Source organism: Spongiibacter sp. UBA1325, assembly GCF_002306875.1.
GTDB lineage: Bacteria > Pseudomonadota > Gammaproteobacteria > Pseudomonadales > Spongiibacteraceae > Spongiibacter > Spongiibacter marinus.
In genome coordinates this window covers 97,169-114,784 of record NZ_DBTD01000010.1, presented here as the reverse complement: position 1 = coordinate 114,784, position 17,616 = coordinate 97,169, and the positions used below count along the sequence as shown (strand labels likewise).

General features: G+C 56.1%; 15 protein-coding genes. 10 read left to right on the top strand and 5 right to left on the bottom strand.

The genetic code is table 11. The features are described 5' to 3' along the window. Window positions 1-5: 5 nt before the first annotated feature. From B3K78_RS12530 to B3K78_RS12510, 5 genes are read left to right on the top strand one after another with little or no spacing between them, the layout of a single operon-like run. Window positions 6-1,217, top strand: a complete 1,212-nt coding sequence (locus B3K78_RS12530; protein WP_286695718.1) for an O-succinylhomoserine sulfhydrylase — start codon at window positions 6-8, stop codon at window positions 1,215-1,217. Next, entirely contained in the window at window positions 1,207-2,133 is a 927-nt protein-coding gene (locus B3K78_RS12525; protein ID WP_286695717.1) for an AAA family ATPase, read from the top strand. Before B3K78_RS12530 ends, B3K78_RS12525 begins: the two co-directional genes overlap by 11 nt. Before the next feature lie 2 nt (window positions 2,134-2,135). Beyond that, a complete protein-coding gene (locus tag B3K78_RS12520; RefSeq protein WP_286695716.1) occupies window positions 2,136-3,104 on the top strand; it encodes a DUF58 domain-containing protein in 969 nt (322 codons plus the stop codon). Beyond that, entirely contained in the window at window positions 3,101-5,050 is a 1,950-nt protein-coding gene (locus B3K78_RS12515) for a transglutaminase TgpA family protein (RefSeq protein ID WP_286695715.1), read from the top strand. The genes B3K78_RS12520 and B3K78_RS12515 overlap by 4 nt, the downstream gene beginning before the upstream one ends. Before the next feature lie 14 nt (window positions 5,051-5,064). Then, on the top strand, window positions 5,065-5,595 hold the full coding sequence (locus tag B3K78_RS12510; protein ID WP_204995755.1) for a mechanosensitive ion channel domain-containing protein: 531 nt from the start codon (window positions 5,065-5,067) through the stop codon (window positions 5,593-5,595). Here B3K78_RS12510 and B3K78_RS12505 read toward each other — a convergent pair. Then, window positions 5,583-6,200, bottom strand: coding sequence for a TetR/AcrR family transcriptional regulator (locus B3K78_RS12505; RefSeq protein ID WP_204995754.1), 618 nt, complete (start codon window positions 6,198-6,200; stop codon window positions 5,583-5,585). The two genes, B3K78_RS12510 and B3K78_RS12505, sit on opposite strands and share 13 nt — an antisense overlap. Window positions 6,201-6,310: 110 nt before the next feature. Here B3K78_RS12505 and B3K78_RS12500 point away from each other — a divergent pair, with 110 nt between their 5' ends. Next, on the top strand, window positions 6,311-7,420 hold the full coding sequence (locus tag B3K78_RS12500) for an efflux RND transporter periplasmic adaptor subunit (protein WP_286695714.1): 1,110 nt from the start codon (window positions 6,311-6,313) through the stop codon (window positions 7,418-7,420). Further along, on the top strand, window positions 7,410-10,505 hold the full coding sequence (locus tag B3K78_RS12495; protein ID WP_204995752.1) for an efflux RND transporter permease subunit: 3,096 nt from the start codon (window positions 7,410-7,412) through the stop codon (window positions 10,503-10,505). Before B3K78_RS12500 ends, B3K78_RS12495 begins: the two co-directional genes overlap by 11 nt. Window positions 10,506-10,559: 54 nt before the next feature. Here B3K78_RS12495 and B3K78_RS12490 read toward each other — a convergent pair whose 3' ends face one another. Beyond that, window positions 10,560-10,844: a YebG family protein gene (locus B3K78_RS12490; protein ID WP_286695713.1), complete on the bottom strand. Its 285-nt coding sequence runs from the start codon at window positions 10,842-10,844 to the stop codon at window positions 10,560-10,562. A gap of 123 nt (window positions 10,845-10,967) precedes the next feature. Here B3K78_RS12490 and B3K78_RS12485 point away from each other — a divergent pair, with 123 nt between their 5' ends. Next, a complete protein-coding gene (locus tag B3K78_RS12485) occupies window positions 10,968-11,324 on the top strand; it encodes a YibL family ribosome-associated protein (RefSeq protein ID WP_286695712.1) in 357 nt (118 codons plus the stop codon). A 234-nt stretch (window positions 11,325-11,558) separates the two neighbouring features. On the opposite strand, the gene acnB is transcribed toward B3K78_RS12485, so the two are convergent. Further along, window positions 11,559-14,186 (bottom strand): bifunctional aconitate hydratase 2/2-methylisocitrate dehydratase, encoded by a 2,628-nt coding sequence (acnB, locus tag B3K78_RS12480; RefSeq protein ID WP_027873897.1) that lies wholly within the window; start codon window positions 14,184-14,186, stop codon window positions 11,559-11,561. Between the two features lie 415 nt (window positions 14,187-14,601). Between acnB and B3K78_RS12475 the strand changes: the two genes are divergently transcribed. Beyond that, window positions 14,602-15,069 (top strand): DUF1289 domain-containing protein, encoded by a 468-nt coding sequence (locus B3K78_RS12475; RefSeq protein ID WP_204996350.1) that lies wholly within the window; start codon window positions 14,602-14,604, stop codon window positions 15,067-15,069. 50 nt (window positions 15,070-15,119) lie between these two features. Continuing rightward, window positions 15,120-15,731: a MiaE family protein gene (gene miaE / locus B3K78_RS12470; RefSeq protein ID WP_204996351.1), complete on the top strand. Its 612-nt coding sequence runs from the start codon at window positions 15,120-15,122 to the stop codon at window positions 15,729-15,731. An 18-nt stretch (window positions 15,732-15,749) separates the two neighbouring features. Here the strand turns inward: miaE and B3K78_RS12465 are convergent, their stop codons facing one another. Together B3K78_RS12465 and B3K78_RS12460 are read right to left on the bottom strand one after the other, a co-directional pair. Then, window positions 15,750-16,316 (bottom strand): ANTAR domain-containing response regulator, encoded by a 567-nt coding sequence (locus B3K78_RS12465; protein WP_204996352.1) that lies wholly within the window; start codon window positions 16,314-16,316, stop codon window positions 15,750-15,752. Further along, window positions 16,313-17,611, bottom strand: coding sequence for a CmpA/NrtA family ABC transporter substrate-binding protein (locus B3K78_RS12460; RefSeq protein ID WP_204996353.1), 1,299 nt, complete (start codon window positions 17,609-17,611; stop codon window positions 16,313-16,315). The genes B3K78_RS12465 and B3K78_RS12460 overlap by 4 nt, the downstream gene beginning before the upstream one ends. Window positions 17,612-17,616: the final 5 nt, after the last annotated feature.

The following is a 17,616-nucleotide window of genomic DNA, read 5'->3' as shown; positions in this document are numbered from 1 at the left end:
CAACTATGACAGAACCGGATTACCAACAGCAGCGCCTCGATGTGCTCGCTGAGTGCGAGTTGGATACCCTGGCTGTCAGGGCGGGGCAGCGCCGCACCGTTGAAGGTGAGCACGCCGAGCCTATTTTTACCACGTCCAGCTACGTGTTTGCCTCTGCGGAAGAAGCCGCTGCGCGCTTTTCCGGTGAGCAGCCAGGCAATGTCTACTCCCGCTATACCAATCCCACCGTTCGCACATTTGAAGAGCGTATTGCCGCGCTAGAAGGTGGTGAGGCGGCTGTGGCGACCTCGTCGGGCATGGCAGCGATTCTCAGCACCTGTATCGCACTGTTAAAAGCCGGCGATCACATCGTTTGCTCGCGCAGTGTGTTTGGCACCACTACCAACTTGCTGAGCAAGTACATGGCCAAGCTTGGCGTTGAAACCAGCTTTGTTTCGCCGCTGGATATGGACGCGTGGCGCGATGCGATTCGCCCACAGACTCGCCTGTTGTTTCTGGAGTCGCCCTCCAACCCCTTGGCCGAAGTCGCCGATATTGCGGCGATGGCAGCGCTTGCAAAAGCGAGCGACAGTTTGCTGGTGGTCGACAACTGTTTCTGCACCCCTGCGCTACAGCAGCCCTTGGCCCTGGGCGCCGATATCGTCGTGCATTCGGCGACCAAATATCTCGATGGCCAGGGACGATGCGTAGGTGGCGCTGTGGTTGGGCGCCGCGAACATATGGATGAGGTCCTCGGGTTTATCCGCACCGCCGGCCCGACAATGAGCCCTTTCAATGCCTGGGTATTTTTAAAAGGCCTGGAAACATTGCGTCTGCGTATGATGGCGCACAGTGCGAGTGCGCTGGCACTGGCGCAATGGTTAGCGCAGCAAGATAAGATTGAAACGGTCTATTATGCCGGTTTGCCCTCGCACCCAGGGCACAAACTTGCAGCGCAGCAACAAAAAGCCTTTGGTGGTGTATTGTCTTTCACCGTGAGAGGGCAGCGCGATGCCGCCTGGCGCTTTATCGATGCTACCCGCTTGGTGTCAATCACCGCCAATTTGGGTGATGCAAAGACCACGATTGTTCATCCAGCGACCACCACTCATGGCCGTCTCAGTGACGCGCAGCGCGCCGAGAGCGGCATCAGTGACAATTTGATCCGGCTTGCCGTGGGCCTGGAAGAGCTCACCGATCTCAAGGCCGATTTGCAGAGAGGGCTAGATGCCGTCTGATCTGGAACAGCTGAGCGCCGCGCGCGCAGAGATTGGAAGCGTTCTGCTGGGTAAGGATCGGCAGATACAGCAGGCAATGTGTTGTTTGCTTGCTGGCGGACACTTGCTGGTCGAGGATTTGCCTGGTGTCGGTAAAACGACGCTCTCTCAGGCCTTTGCGGCGGTGACCGGTTTGGCTTACCGCAGAGTGCAATTCACCAGTGACATGCTGCCATCGGACATTCTTGGCGTGTCGGTATTTGACCGCAATAGTAACGCCTTTCACTTCCACCCCGGCCCGGTATTCACCCAGTTTTTGCTCGTTGATGAGATCAACCGGGCGAGCCCCAAAACCCAGAGTGCGCTGTTGGAAGCGATGGCAGAGGGCAGGGTGACCACTGAAGGGGAAACGCGCTCCTTGCCAAAACCCTTTTTCGTTATTGCAACGCAGAACCCATGGTTTCAGTCGGGCACTTTTCCGCTGCCCGAGTCCCAGCTTGACCGCTTCTTAATGCGTATTTCCCTCGGCTATCCCGACGAGCGCTCCGAGAGACAGCTACTGGAGGGCGGTGACCCTAGAGAGATGCTGACGACGCTCCCAAGTTGCCTCGATGACGCGCAAATACAGCGTTTGCAGGAATTGGTAAAACGAGTGGAGGTGCGCAGTAGCGTTGTCAGCTACATTCAGCGCCTCATCGCTTTTAGCCGTCAGGATGCCGAAATAGCCTTTGGTCTCTCGACGCGCGCTGGTCTCGCCCTGCTGCAGTGTGCTAAGGCGTGGGCCTTGCTCGAGGGTCGGGACTACCTGCTGCCCGACGATGTGCAGGCTGTGTTAGAGCCGGTGGCGGCGCACCGTTTGCAGCCTGCAGCAGATAGCAATGCCGATGGCGCCGAGCTGGTTGCAAAGATGCTCGCGCAGGTATCGGTACTGGCCTAGCCATGTCAGCATTGCGCTCGGCAATTCAGCGACGCTTCGAGGCGTGGCTGGATAAGCGAAACCCCCGGCGCAACGCGTGGGTACTGAATCAGAATAAGATCTTCATTTTCCCATCCTCAGCAGGTCTCGGTTTTTTACTGATGCTATCGGGCTTGCTACTGCTGGCCATTAACTACCAAAACAACCTTATTTTTGCGCTGGCATTCCTGCTGTTCAGCTTGTTATTAGTGGTGATTCTGCACACCTACACCAATCTGTCGGGTTTGCAGATTCGGGCGGGTGCCTGTGAACCGGTTTTCGCTGGTGATACCGCGCATTTTCACGTTCATATCAACAGCCAGCAACGCCCGCGCTTCCAGTTGCAGGTTGGTTTCCCCCAGCAACGCAAGCAGGTGAGCGAGTTAGCCAAAGGCGAGGGCGTTGAAATTAGGGTGCCCTGTCCGGCACCGCGCCGTGGGAGGCTCTATCCCGGCCGCATACAAGTTCGCTCTGATTACCCATTGGGCGTGATTCGTTGCTGGGCAATGCCGGCTCTGGACTGGCACTGCTTGGTGTACCCGCGCCCGAGAGCGCTGCGGCCACTCATGAGCAGCGCGCGCGGTGATGGGCACGGAGAGGTGTTCGATATGCGCAGTGACAGCGACGAGTTCAGCGGTTTCGAACGATACCAGCCGGGTGAATCGCCGCGACGTATTTTTTGGAAGGCATATGCCAAAGGACAGGGCTTGTTTAGCAAGCGCTACGAAGAGAGCAGGGCCGATGACCTATCGTTGGATTGGGAGAGTTTGCCCGAATTGGCGGTGGAGGATCGGTTGAGCACGCTGTGTGCCTGGGCGCTGGAATGTGACCGCCGAGAGTTACCGTTTTCCCTTCATTTACCGACCGCGGATATTTCGGCGGGCCAGGGGCCTGCCCATCTCGCTGCGGTGTTGCGCGAACTGGCCATTTATCCCGCAGAGGCAGGCCGGTGACCAGAACTTCTGCCCCCGCTGTTATGTGGCTGTTGCTGGCGCAGCTCGCCGCGATTGCGCCCTTGGCGCCAACCATACCGATTTGGATGGTCTTGGTCTGGGGCGCGGCGGCGTGGTGGTATTGGCGCATTGTGACAGCGGCTTGGAGCTTTCCGTCGGCACTGGTGAAAGTGGGCTTGGTGGTGTTCTCTGTCGCGGGCATTTACTTGCAATATCGCCAGTGGTTAGCGCTAGAGCCAATGGTGGCAACACTGGTGCTGGCCGTCATTCTCAAAGTCCTGGAGCTGAAACAGCGCCGCGATCACTGGTTGGTACTGCTGCTGTGCTATTTCGTGGTTGCCTGCCGCTTTCTTTTCGAGCAGCAGATCAACGCGGTGCCCGTTGCCGTTTTACAACTGCTGGCGATACTTGCTGCCCAGCAAATGTTGTATCGAGAAAAGCCTGCTATTGCCGCGAGTGTGCGCCTTTCAGCGCTGATGTTGATCCAGGCCTTACCGCTAATGCTCTTCCTGTTTTTGGTATTTCCGCGCATTGGCCCGCTGTGGTCCATGCCTTTGCCTAGCGCAAAGGCCCAGACCGGTATGTCGGATGAGCTGCGTTTTGGGGATATTGCGGAGCTGAGTCAAAACGCTGCATTAGCCTTTCGTGTGCGCTTTGAAGGCGGCCAATTACCTCCCCCGTCGCAGCGCTATTGGCGCGGATTGGTGCTTGAAAATTACGATTCCCAGCGGTGGACGGTCAACCGCATGGGGCGACTGACAACGCCACCACCACCGCCTTTACAAGGGGAGAGACAGCGCTACGTGGTCACGCTGGAGCCGGGGGCTCATGAGTGGCTTTACAGCTTGCCGGTCGCGCGGGTAAACCGGGATGATATTCGATACGCTGGCGCCTATCAGTGGTTGCCAAAAGCGCCGCTGACCGGGCGCCTTCAGTACGTGGTGGATTCTGTGCTGACGCAACCGCGAACCGAGGCCAGCAATCGTGTATTGCAGCGAAACCTGCGACTGCCCGGGAACGATAGCCCAAGAGCGCGGGAACTGGCCTTGCAGTGGGCGCGACAATACCCGAACCCTGCTGATCGCGTCGCTGCCGCGCTGCGGTATTTTAGGGATAGCCCGTTTGACTATACGCTCAAGCCGGCGTTATTGGGGCGGGACAATGTCGACGAGTTCCTTTTTGAGAGCCGGCAGGGCTTTTGCGAGCATTACGCCGGCAGCTTTGTATTCTTGATGCGCGCCGCCGGTGTGCCATCAAGGCTGGTAGTGGGCTATCAAGGTGGCGAGGTCAATACCACCGACAACTATTTATTGGTTCACCAGAGTGATGCCCACGCCTGGGCCGAAGTATGGTTACCAGCGCGAGGCTGGCAGCGAATTGATCCAACATCGACAGTCGCGCCGGATCGTGTGGCATTGGGTGCAGATTCTATGCTGAGTGCGCAACAGGGCTTTCTCGGTAAATCACCGCTGTCTTTGCGACGCTTTGACTGGGCGCGGGATATACGGCTGTACTTGGATAGCGTGAACTACGCATGGGCAAATTGGGTGCTGAATTACGATAGCGAGCGTCAGAGTGGTGTGCTGTCGTCGCTGATGGGAGGGATCAGTGTTAAGCGGATGTTGGTGGGTTTATTGATATTTGGTGCATTGCCGATGGCACTTGTGGCATTAATGATGTTCAAACCCGCCTGGCGTGCGTCTCGCCGCGAGCCGGCATTGCGTTATTATCATACGGCGTGTCGGCGACTGGCTCGGCGAACGGGCCTGCGGCGTGAGCCAGGGGAAACGGTTGCTGCTTTTTCTCGGCGGGTCGGTGAGCAAGCACCGGAGTGGGCGCCGTGGTTTGCCGCGTTTAGCAGCGCCTTTGAGCGCTGTCAGTACCGCCGAGACAGTGACGCGTTATCCCAGTTGCGGGCATTAAAGCGCCCGAAAAAAACTCAGTGAGAAGGAAATAGCAAATGCTTAAGGCACTGTTGGCCATTGCTGTGGTTGTGGCCCTTATTTATTTCAATAGAGCCCTTAATCGACTGGTGGACGATTTTGCTGAGCGGCGCTCGATAGCGAGCCGCCGAGTGTTTGCGCTGCGCAAGCTACTCAACTTTTCTATGGTGCTTCTCTCTATATTGGCGGCATGTTTCGTGCTGGGCCTGGGGTATCACCAGGTGTATATCTTCCTCAGTTCTGTGCTCGCAGTAATTGGTATTGCCCTGTTTGCTCAGTGGTCGATTCTGAGTCATTTAACGGCGGGGGTGATTATCTTCTTTGCCTTCCCGTACCGGGTTGGCGACCGAGTAAAGGTGGTTGATGCCGATGAAGATATTTCCGGCGAGATAGTGGAAATTGCCTCGTTCCATGTGCTGATTCGGCGCGACGACGGTGGCACGATCACCTACCCGAATAGCGCGCTATTGCAGAAGCCGGTGATTAAATTACCGCCGGGGTGGGTAGCGCCGCCTAAGGCATTGAAAGAGGACGATCAGGCCTCGTAGCGGCAGAGAAACATATCAACGCAGGCGCGGCTGTAATTCGACAGGTCTCTATTGCTTTCATCGCAGGGCATGCCGAGTAGGGCGCAGGCGTGAGCCTCACCGTGGAGCATGGCAATCAATTGGCTACAGGCTTGGTCGATATTGGGAATAACCAAATTGCCCAACTGACATTGTTTATTCAGAAAAACGTGCAGTTGATTGCGGATTCTTTCAGGGCCTGCCTGCCAAAACAAGTTGCCGACCTCTGTGCGGTCAGCCTCTGCCACACATACACGGAAAACCTGCAAGGCCTCAGGGCTTACCAGTAGGCGGGCAAGCTGCTCGCAAAATTCCTGCAGGCTGTCTCGGTAGTTGTTGTCGGTGTTGCTCAGGCTGGAGTCGAGTTGGTACTCCTCGCATTTGCATTCAATCGCGGCGCTAAATAGTTGCTCTTTGCCGCCAAAATGGCTGTAGAGCGTCTGCTTAGAGACGCCCGCGAGCTTGGCGATACCGTCCATGCTGGCATTTTCATAGCCTTGCTCCATAAATAGGTCGCCTGCCGCATCAATGATTAAGCGGCGTTTTTCCTCGCTCTTACTGCGACCGCGATTTTTCTCTTGACTCACTTCTTAGGCCTTACTTTAGATTGTTGAAATACCGTAACCAAAATGGACTAGACAGTCCAGTCTGATTTCCCTATATTCTAGACTACCGAGTCTAATTAGAGTTCCGCCCTATGTTATATCCGAACTTTCCCTGCCGCCTGACCAGTGTATTACTGCCGTTGTTGATGGGCGTATCGCTGATGTTGGCGGCGGATTGCACGATGGCGAACACGCATCCGGTGAAAACGGTGGTGGTGGAACGCCAAGACAGTTACCAGGTACAGCGATTATTTGCCGGGCGCGTTGTGGGTAGTCAGCGTGCGGATATTGGCTTTGAATTTGCCGGGCGGGTGGTGACCTTACACGTCGAAAATGGCCAGCCAGTAATGCGCGGCGAGGTATTGGCGGAACTCGATACCGAGGCGCTGCGTATCGAGCAGGGCGAGCTGAGGGCTGCTCGCTTAGAAGTTCAGGCACGCTTGCAGCAGATTAAACGGGACTTGGAGCGATTCACCGCTCTGTCGGAAAAAGGGTATGTGTCCGCTGGGCAGATGGATGATATCAATAGCCGTCAAAGGGCGACCAGCGCGCAGCTGAATCAAGTGGAAGAAAAATTGCGAGGCGTAAAGCTACGCTTGCAAAAATCGCGGCTACTGGCCCCTTTTGACGGCGAGATTGCCTCGCTTCAAATTGAAGAGGGAGTGGTCGTTGGCCCGGGCCAGGCGGTTATGCAGCTGGTTGAAACGGGCAATAACGAAGCCGTCTTTGGGGTTTCCGACCAGCTCGGCAGGGACCTGGTTCTCGGCCAGGAGATGCAGATCAGGCGGGGCTCTCAACTGTGGGCGGTAAAGCTGTTGTCGGTGTCGCGAAACCTGGATTGGCGAACGCAGACTCGCAGCATTCGCGTGAAGTTGGTGGACGACACCCCGCTCGTTGATGGCGAGACCGTGCATTTGATTTTGCCGGTCGTGCGCAAAAGCGCGGGATTCTGGCTGCCGATGAGTGCACTGCTGGGTGATGTGCGCGGTACATGGGCGGTCTATCAGGTGAGCCAAGATGACAAGGGTGAATACCACCTGCGCAAACGTTCGGTACAGCCTCTGTACCAATACCGCGGGCGCGTCTATGTGCAAGCTGAACTTAACGATGGCGACCAGCTTGTTGAGGCCGGCACACACCGCTTAGCGCCGGGGCAAAAGGTCACCCTGTGGCAGGGCGAGGAGAGTGTCGATGCTGAATAATCCGCGCTACATTGCCCTCGGCGTTGCGTTGGTCCTCGTCGCCGGTTTGGCGGCGGTGGCCAGTCTGCCCAGGCTGGAAGATCCGCGTTTTGGCAATCGTCACGGAATTGTGTTGTCGAGCCTGCCCGGGGCCAGTGCCGAACGAGTTGAAACACTGATCGTCGAGCCGATAGAAACCGAGCTGCGCAGCATTCCGGAGATCAACCACCTGGACTCCACCGCCAAATCCGGGGTTGCCGCGATCAGTATTGAATTTGCCGATGAAGTAAAGCCCGATGATACCGACCGCCTGTGGTCTGAAGTTCGCGACAAGCTGGAAAAGGCAGCGAAAAATCTGCCCGCTGATGCGGCGCCACCGCAGTTGGATCATGAGCGCAACTACGCCTTTACCTGGATTGGTAGCCTTCGCTGGCAGGGGGAAGGGCAGGCGGATTTACTGCGTATGGGGCGCTACGCAGAAGAATTGGCCAGCCATCTGCGCAATCTTCACGGTACCGATATTGTTAAGTTGTGGGGGGCACCGGCCGAGGAAGTTCAGGTTAAGGTAGATGTGATCAAGGCCGGTGCTGTGGGTCTGGACGTGCCCGCAATTGCCGCGCTATTGGGCAATAGCGATGCAAAAACGGCCGCCGGTGAGTTAGTGAGCGATAAGCAACGTCTGTCCATGGAGCTACTGGGTGGCTTCGATCAGATCGAGCGCATTCGTCGCACACCGCTGTTGACCCTGGCTGATGGTGGCTCGTTGCAGTTGCAAGATATTGCCAGGGTCTATCGCGGTGAGCCGGTGGTGCCCAGCGAGCTGGCGATTATTGATGGCGAGCGGAGTATCGCCATTGCAGTGCGAATGCTGCCAACCGTGCGCGGGGATTTGTGGGCCGAGGATCTTCGCCACGAGTTGCAGGAATTCACCAAGAATCTCCCCGATGAAATTGTTGTTGAAGAGTTGTTTTCCCAGGAGCGCTATACCAGTGCGAGGCTCAGCGAGTTAGTCAGCAATATCGCCTTGGGCTTTTTGTTTATCTTCTCCATTTTGCTATTTACCCTGGGCTGGCGCTCGGCGGTAATCGTCGCTTTGTCGCTACCGCTGACCATGCTATACGCGCTGGCCTGCATGAATATCAGCGGCTTGCCCATTCACCAGATGTCGGTAACGGGCTTAATCGTGGCACTGGGCATCATGGTCGACAACGCCATTGTTGTCGCTGATATGGTGCGTCGCTATCGCGAATCCGGCTATTCGGCGGTTGCGGCATCGGTTAAGGCATTTAAACATTTGTGGGTACCGCTGCTGGGCTCCACGCTAACGACCATGCTGACCTTTATGCCGATAGCCATGATGCCGGGCTCCGCTGGCGAATTTATTGGGCCCTTGGCGAACTCGGTGATTTTTGCGCTGTTCGGTAGCTGGATTATTTCACTCTTTATCATCGCGCCTATCGCCGGGCGCTGGCTGTCTGCCGAGCAGGCGCCGGGAATGTCGTCGTCGGCCATCAACCGCTGGTTTCGAGCATTTCTCAGTCGTGCGCTGATGTGGCCGCGACGCGTGGCATTGCTGTGCTGCGTGCTTCCGCTTATTGGCTTTATGGTGTTGAAAACCCTGCCCGAGCAATTCTTCCCGCCCTCGGATCGAGACATGATTGATATCGAGGTGTATTTGCCGGCAGGTACTGGCATACGCGAAACCCAGCGCGCCACTGAGCGTATGTCCGAGTGGATCAATAGCCACAGTGAGATTGAGGCCCTGCATTGGTTTGTTGGGCGCAGTGCTCCTTCGTTTTACTACAACCTGCTGGATAATCGCGACGGCACGCCAAATTACGCGCAGGCGATGACAACGGTTAGTGACCCCACCAATGCAAACCGTCTTGTTTCAGTGCTGCAAGATGAGCTGGACCAGGCCTTTCCCGAGTATCAGACAATTGTTCGGCGTTTGGGCCAGGGGCCGCCAACCATTGCCCCGGTTGAGCTGCGTATATACGGCAGCGATATTGCACAGCTAAAACGCCTTGGCGATGAGGTGAGGCGTATTGCGCTAGACCTCGATGATGTTGTGCACGTGCGAGACTCTCTCGGCGAAGTGGTGCCGAAATTGTGGCTGGACGTGGAAGAGAGCGAGGCCCAGCGCAGTCAGGTTGGGCTGCGCGATGTTTCACAACTGCTCGCGGCAAGTGTCGATGGTGTTATTAGCAGCAGTTTACTCGATGGCAGCGAGCAGCTGCCGGTTAGGGTGTCTGGGGCGGGCGTGAAAGAAACCAGTGTTGACCGCTTCCTGTCCTTCCCCCTTATTTTACCGACGGGGTCGCGGCCATTGTCGGCGATTTCCAGCGCAGAACTGCGTCCCGCGCAAGCCCAGATCACCCGGCGCGATGGTCGGCGAATGAACAAGGTTGAAATCTATGTTCGCGACGGTGTACTGCCAGCGGTGGTGTTAGCGGCGGTGCGCCAGTCCCTGGATGAGCACGACTTTATCGTTCCAGTGGGCTACGAGCTGGAGATCGGCGGAGAGGCCGAGGGTCGCAACCGGGCCGTTGGTAAGCTGATGAGCAGCGTTGGCATCATATTGGTGTTGCTGATCGTGACCGTGGTAATGGCTTTCAATTCTTTCCGTCTGTCGGCGCTGGTGTTTGCAGTGGCCTTTCAGTCGGCGGGACTGGGTATTTTTAGTCTGTGGTTGGCGGGTTATCCCTTCGGCTTTACCGCGATCATCGGTCTGATGGGGCTGATGGGGCTGGCGGTTAACGCGGCGATTGTTATTCTCACGGAGCTAAAGGCATCGCCGTTGGCGATGGCGGGCAATCGCGCAGAGATTGTTGAAACCGTTTCTGAGTGTACGCGTCACATTTCCTCGACGACAATTACCACGGTCGCCGGGCTCGTCCCGCTGTTGATCGCTGAGGGAACATTTTGGCCACCCTTTGCGGTGGTACTTGCTGGCGGCACGGTGTTGACCACTATTCTTTCGCTGGTCTTCGTACCCACCAGCTTTCTGGTACTGCGCCGTCCTTACTTGATGAAATACTTCCCCGGCTTGGCTGAGGATGAATTGAAAGCCGAGCCTAAAGAACAGCTGTCAGCACCGCTTTAGTGTGTGCGAAGGAGGGGGGTAGCGGCTGTATCGATGGCAGCCGCTATGCTTTTTTCACTGACCTTGGGCCAATGCGTGAACGTTGTTGTCCTGTTCTTGCGACAAGGTCTCTAAGGCTTCGACTTTGCCCTTGCAGGCCTGAACGAGTGCATCCTTATTTTTGGCGAGTAAAATACCGAAATTTTCCGCTTTGGCATCGTCTACACCGGGAATTTCACGCTGTAGTAGCGCGGTAAATTGCTCGGCGAGCTCGAGCATTTTGTCGTAAGCGTCCGCGTCTTTTTTGCTGTCAAACATCGTGTTGTCCCTGTCGCACATCCACTTGGCTACAACCGCCATGGTTCACCTCTTGCTGTAGTGATTTTTTATAACTGTATATGTATACAGTTATTGTTTCAAGGGGGAATAAGGCGTCGCTTTTGTTACACTGCGCGCCGTAGCCGTGGGTAAAAGGACCGGGTAGTGAACCTCAATAAAGAAATTCAGCAAATTAATAACAAGCTCGATTTACAGCGCCGAAAGCGTCAAGCGGCGGTGAGTCGGGGTGATGATATCTTGATCGCTCAATTTGACCGTGAAATTGCGGCATTGGAAAAACGACGTGCCAGTATTAAAGGGCAGCAGTCACGCAGTAACAGCAGCAAGGCTGAAATGCTGCAGGCAATGAAGTTCAAGCGGGCTCTAAGCAAGGCCGAGCAAGCTGACATGGGTAAATTGAAAAAATCGGTAAAAGGCTTGGTGGTTGTGCACCCGCTTACCGCACTGGGGCGCGAGATGGGGCTTGAAGAGGTGACAGGCTTTTCCCCTAAGGCTTTCTAGAGCGGGTTAATACGTGCCATTGGGGGCGAGTGTCGCTTTCAGCCCTTTGAGTTGTGACAAAACCGCCACTACGCTATGCCTTGTAGCTCACTTCTTTTTTTCTCCGTGCCGCGCCTAGTTGATTGGCGAGGTTATCGCCGCAACCCATGCAATGACGATTAGCGCTAATAGACTTTCGCGTATTGCAGGCATAAAAAAAGCCGCCCGGAGGCGGCTTGATTTTAACGCAATGGCTTAGGCAGAAACTTCAGTAATCTCTACTGAGGCAATGCGCGCACCTTCTTCAGCGCCTTTCTGGAAGGACTCAATTTGATCGAAGTTCATGTAGCGGTAAATGTCCGCTGACATGCTCTTCAGGTTTTGAGTGTATTCCAGGTACTCTGCAGGCGTAGGCAGGCGACCAACAATTGCGCCAACCGCTGCCAGCTCGGCAGAGGTCAGGTAAACGTTGGCGCCAGTACCCAAGCGGTTGGGGAAGTTACGTGTAGACGTAGACAGCACCGTGGCACCATCGGCAACACGTGCCTGGTTACCCATACACAGCGAGCATCCTGGCATTTCCATACGCGCGCCAGCGGCACCGAAGATGTTGTAGTAACCTTCTTCCATCAGCGTGTGCTGGTCCATCTTGGTTGGTGGCGACAACCACAGACGGGTAGAGAGGCTGCCTTTGTGGGCGTCCAGCAGTTTACCGGCTGCGCGGAAGTGACCGATATTGGTCATGCAGCTACCGATAAAGACTTCATCAACTTTGTCGCCGGCAACTTCAGACAACAGCTTGGCATCGTCTGGGTCGTTCGGGCAGCAAACCACGGGCTCGGTCAGCTGGTCCAGATCGATTTCGATAACTGCTGCGTATTCCGCATCTGCATCGCCTTCGAGCAGGCTTGGGTTGGCCAGCCACTCTTCCATTTTGCGAGCGCGACGCTCAAGTGTGCGTGCATCGCCGTAGCCTTCGCTGATCATCCAGCGCAGCAGGGTGATGTTTGAACGCAGGTATTCTGAAATTTCCTCGATACCTTGCTTGATGGTACAGCCCGCAGCAGAGCGCTCAGCAGAGGCGTCAGACAATTCAAAGGCTTGTTCTACCGTCAGGCCTTCCAAACCTTCGATCTCAAGAATGCGGCCAGAGAAGATGTTCTTCTTGCCTTTTTTCTCAACCGTCAGGTGACCATCTTTGATGGCTTGGTAGGGAATCGCGTGAACCAGATCGCGCAGGGTAATACCGGGCTGCATTTCGCCTTTAAAGCGCACCAGCACAGACTCGGGCATATCCAGTGGCATAACGCCAGTGGCTGCAGCAAAAGCGACCAGACCAGAACCTGCAGGGAAGGAGATACCCATTGGGAAGCGGGTGTGAGAGTCGCCGCCAGTACCGACTGTGTCAGGAAGCAGCATGCGGTTCAGCCAGCTGTGGATGATGCCGTCGCCGGGGCGCAGAGAGACACCGCCGCGCGTCATAATGAAGTCTGGCAGGCTGTGCTGGGTGTCGATGTCAACGGGCTTGGGGTAAGCCGCGGTGTGGCAGAAAGACTGCATGGTCAGGTCGGCAGAGAAACCGAGGCAGGCCAGATCTTTCAGCTCGTCGCGGGTCATCGGGCCAGTGGTGTCCTGAGAGCCGACGGTAGTCATTTTGGGCTCGCAGTAAGTGCCGGGGCGTACGCCTTGGCCTTCGGGCAGGCCGCAAGCGCGTCCGACCATTTTCTGGGCCAATGTGAAGCCTTTACCAGTGTCGGCGGGCTGCGAAGGCACGCGGAACAGAGTCGAGGGCTCCAGGCCTAATGATTCGCGTGCTTTTGTGGTCAGACCACGGCCGATGATAAGGTTGATGCGGCCACCAGCGCGCACTTCGTCCAGCAGGACGTCGGATTTCAGGCTGAATTCGCTGAGAGTTTCGCCAGTTTCAACGTTCTTGATCACGCCGTCATAGGGGCGAATTTCAATCACATCGCCCATGTTGAGTTTTTCAACGTCGGCTTCAAAAACCAGGGCGCCAGCATCTTCCATGGTGTTGTAGAAGATAGGGGCAACCTTGCCGCCAATACACACACCGCCACCGCGCTTGTTGGGCACGCCGGGGATGTCGTCACCGAAGAACCACAGTACCGAGTTGGTGGCAGATTTACGTGAAGAGCCCGTGCCAACAACGTCGCCAACCATTGCGATTGGGTGGCCTTTCTTCTCCAGCTCAGCAATTTGGGCCAAGGGACCAATTTTGCCTTGCTCGTCGGGCTTGATGCCGTCGCGCTCCATTTTGTACATGGCCAGTGCGTGCAGCGGGATATCAGGACGCGACCACGCGTCTGGCGCGGGTGACAGGTCATCGGTGTTGGTTTCGCCAGTCACCTTGAAGACAGTTTTAACAATGCTTTCGGGCACGTCATCGCGGCTGGTGAACCATTCGCCATCTGCCCAGCTTTGCATAACCGCTTTAGCCAGCTCGTTACCGGCTTTGGCTTTTTCTTCCACATCGTGGAAAGCATCAAACATCAGCAAGGTGTGCTTGAGCTCTTCGGCAGCCAGAGGAGCCAGTGCTGCGTCGTCGAGGAGTTCAACCAGTGTTGCGATGTTGTAGCCGCCGTGCATGTTGCCCAGCAGTTTAACGGCTTCTTCTTTGGTGATGAGAGGGCTGCTAGCCTCGCCTTTAACGATGGCAGACAGGAAGCCTGCTTTTACGTAGGCTGCTTCATCCACGCCCGGTGGCACGCGGTTCGAGATCAGATCTACCAGCGTCTCTTCTTCACCGGCTGGCGGATTCTTGAGTAGCTCAACTAAGCCGGCTACTTGCTCTGCGTTCAGGGGCTTGGGGACGATGCCCTGCGCCGCGCGCTCCTCGACATGCTTGCGATATGCTTCTAGCACTGTTAACTCCTCTCTCTATCAGTTTCGGTACCCGTAGTCCGGGATCGCCGGAGGCCGGGGCTATCGATGCCCGTCATCGATGCGAAATGGGGTGGCAAGTATACTGAAAAACCCTACCCAGGTTAAGGTTTGTTAAGAATAGGGCGTGGATATCGACAGGATTATTACCACTGCTGCGGTTTTCCTCCAAAAAGCCACCGCCGACGTAACATAAGCGTGAATAATGCAGTGATTTGGCTACCTTAATGACGATAGCGGCGTTGGTGCCGCAAGCGGTGAGTGTGCCGCCCCGCCTGGAAAGGTCGGCGCGGGGGCAATGGCATTCACCTATCTTTTCGCGGTGGGCTGACCCTTGTTTCAGGGGACGCGCTCGCTTACTCTTTTGCCTCGTTTAAAAACGTTCTCGGGAGTTGTTTTGTCTGATTTGCTACGCCGTGTGGCGACACCTTGTATTGGTGTTTGCTCTACTGGTATCGGTGACGATGTTTGCCGTGGCTGCAAGCGTTTTTGTCACGAGGTGATTCACTGGAATAGCTACAACCAGGAGCAGAAGCGCATCATTGACGAACGCCTGGACCAGTTCCTGGTGCAGGTGATGCAGGACAAACTTCATATTATTAATGCCGAGCTGCTGGCCTGGCAGTTGGGCGTGCAACGTGTGCGCTATCCCGCGCAGAAAGACCCTTATATATGGTTGTTTCAATTGCTGCGCGCCGGTGCCGGGCAAATAACAGAGCCGCGAAAGTATGGCTTTGTTGTCGATAGTGTCTGGCGCGACAGTAGCCTGCTGGAATTGCGGGAGGCCATTGACCGCGAGTTCTATCTGCTTTCGCAGGCTCACTACGAGCGCTACATCGGCCGCTATATGCAAAAAGAGGGCTGAGGCCGGCCCATCGTGCTGATATACTTCCGCGTTTTTTCAGGGCAGTGAGTATGGCCGTCGACATTTCTGAAATTCTGGATTTTCTCCCTTGTGAGACGCCCAATGAATGGGTTGATGCGGCCTTAGCCCACCCCGAAGAGCTGCTCATTGATCACGCCAACTGCGAAAAAAAGGCCGCGGGCACTGCGCTGAACTTAATGTTTCGCTATGTGGATAAGCTGGATCTTCTCAACAAGATGTCCCGGCTTGCTCGCGAAGAGTTGCGACACTTTGAGCAGGTGCTGGCGATAATGAAAAAACGCGGGGTTGCCTACCGGCATATTTCGTCGGCGCGCTACGCAAATGGTTTACGGGAGCTGTGCCGCAGCAGCGATCCCGGTAAATTAGTGGATATCTTGGTCTGTGGGGCGTTGATAGAGGCCCGCAGTTGTGAGCGTTTTGCGCGGATCGCGCCGGAACTCGATGACGAACTGGGTGCATTCTACCTCTCTCTGCTCAAGTCTGAGTCCCGGCATTTCAAAGACTATTTAAGCCTCGCACAGCGCTATTCAGACGAGCCCATTGCGCCGCGTGTCGCGCTGTTTTGTGAGCGAGAGAAAGAGTTGATTCTCACGCCTGATGAGGTGTTCCGGTTCCATAGCGGGCCGCTGCTCGCAGCCTAAGGTGCCGGCTGAGCTGGTCTAGCCCATGGAGCCGGTGCTGAGCAGTTGATCCGCTAAGTCTTCAACACTGCGGTTTTGTCGCTGTGCATTTTTCTTTAGCAGGGCCTCGGCCTGGTGAGGGGCAAGTGAGAAGTTGTCCACGATGAAGGTGATAGCTTCATGGGTTTTCAGCCGCTGTTTGGATGAAAATTGCGCAGCAGCGACTTCAGTTTGCAACTGCTGATGGCTGTGAAGCTCGCTAATCGCAATATCAATTAACGCTTGCAGCAAACTGTCGCGAAGGCTGCTGATGGCGTACAGGCTGATATCGAGTTCGGCGGCTAGCCGAGCGATCCCCTCAGATGCTCTGCCGAAGAGACTGATAATGGTTTGGGGGCTGTCGCGCCGGGTGTGGGCGACATGTTCGAGCACATCGCGCCGTGGCGAGCCAGTGCGGGCGAAAATGAGCTCCGGTGGCCAGCGCTCCAGCTCATCGTACAGGTCGCTGTCCTTTTCCGTGCTTCTGCATTCGATGCCGGCGCGAGCGAGTGCTGTTGCCAAGTGCTTGGCGTCCTCAGGTGCTAGGTCGATAAGTAGTGCTCTCATCCGCGTGCCGATGCCTGTTGGGGGTTCATAAGTCGCAGTGCCGACAATTCGGGCTCTGGTAGCGGCAGCGCTTCGAGATACTTTAAGGTCCCGCCAACCCCAATGATTTTTCCATCTATAAACTGGTTGGGTCCCAGCTGCTGGGAGTCTGAAAACAGCATTTTCTGAGGCAGATTGCCCTCCGTTTTGCGGTCGATCTGGGGGCTGTCGATTCCCAGGGAGGCGGCGACCTGGCGATATAAGTCGGGTTTGAAAATGGCCCTTGCCGTGTCGTCGAGCTTGATGGGCATTTTTAACAGTTGCCAGCGGTACATTTGTGAGATGTACCAATCAATGTGGCTCAGCCAGGGAAAGTTGGCGCAGTAGCGGTGGAAAACATGGAAGTCGGCCACCTCTTCCGGGGCTTCCCCGTGATGGCGCTGAGAGAAGCCGCGAAGTGATAGCGCAACAGTGTCCTCGGGTAGGGCGATATAGGCAGCTTGACTAATGATCTTGGCGGCGCGACGACGGTTCTCTTTTTTATCCAGCCATTGGCAGGCCCGAAGCAGTGCACGAAGCACTGCTCGGTGGCTGTTGGGATGATGGTGGCTCCATTGCTCAGTGACGGCGAAGACTTTCTCCGGGCTGTTGTTCCACAATTGGTATTTGGTCGCCACGACATGCCCGAGTCGTTGTTGAACGGCCAGCGTATTCCACGGTTCGCCAACACAAAAGCCGTCGATATTACCCTCGCTCAACGCGGTAACCATCTTCGGTGGTGGTACCACGACCAGCTCGACATCGCGCTCGGGGTCGATGCCAGCGCTCGCCAGCCAATAACGCAGCTCAAAACTTTGGGTTGAGCAGGGGTAAACGATGCCCAAGCGCAAGGGCGCCGCTGACGCCTCGCGCACTTGAAGGTGCTGTTTTAGTGCCCCTGCGGCGGCGCTGGGGCAGCGAGCGGAGTGGGGGTCAATAGCGGCCAGGTGTTGGAACAGCTCATTGCTGAGCGTAATGGCATTGCCGTTGAGATCCAGAACCATGCCGCTGACAAAATCGAAACGTGGACCGCCAATGCCGAGTCGGCTGGCCAGTGGCATGGAGGCGAGCATCTGCGCCCCATCCAGAATTCCCAAGCCTACTTTGTCGCGAATGGCGGCCCATGAGGTTTCCCGGCAAAGCTCAACGTCAAGGCCTTCTGCTGCGAAGTAGCCTTTCTCAAAGGCAATGACCAAGGGTGCGCAATCCGTGAGAGGGATGAAGCCCAGCCGCAGGCGCGGCTTTTCTGGCGGTGTTGCCGTTGTGGGGTGGGGCATGCCAA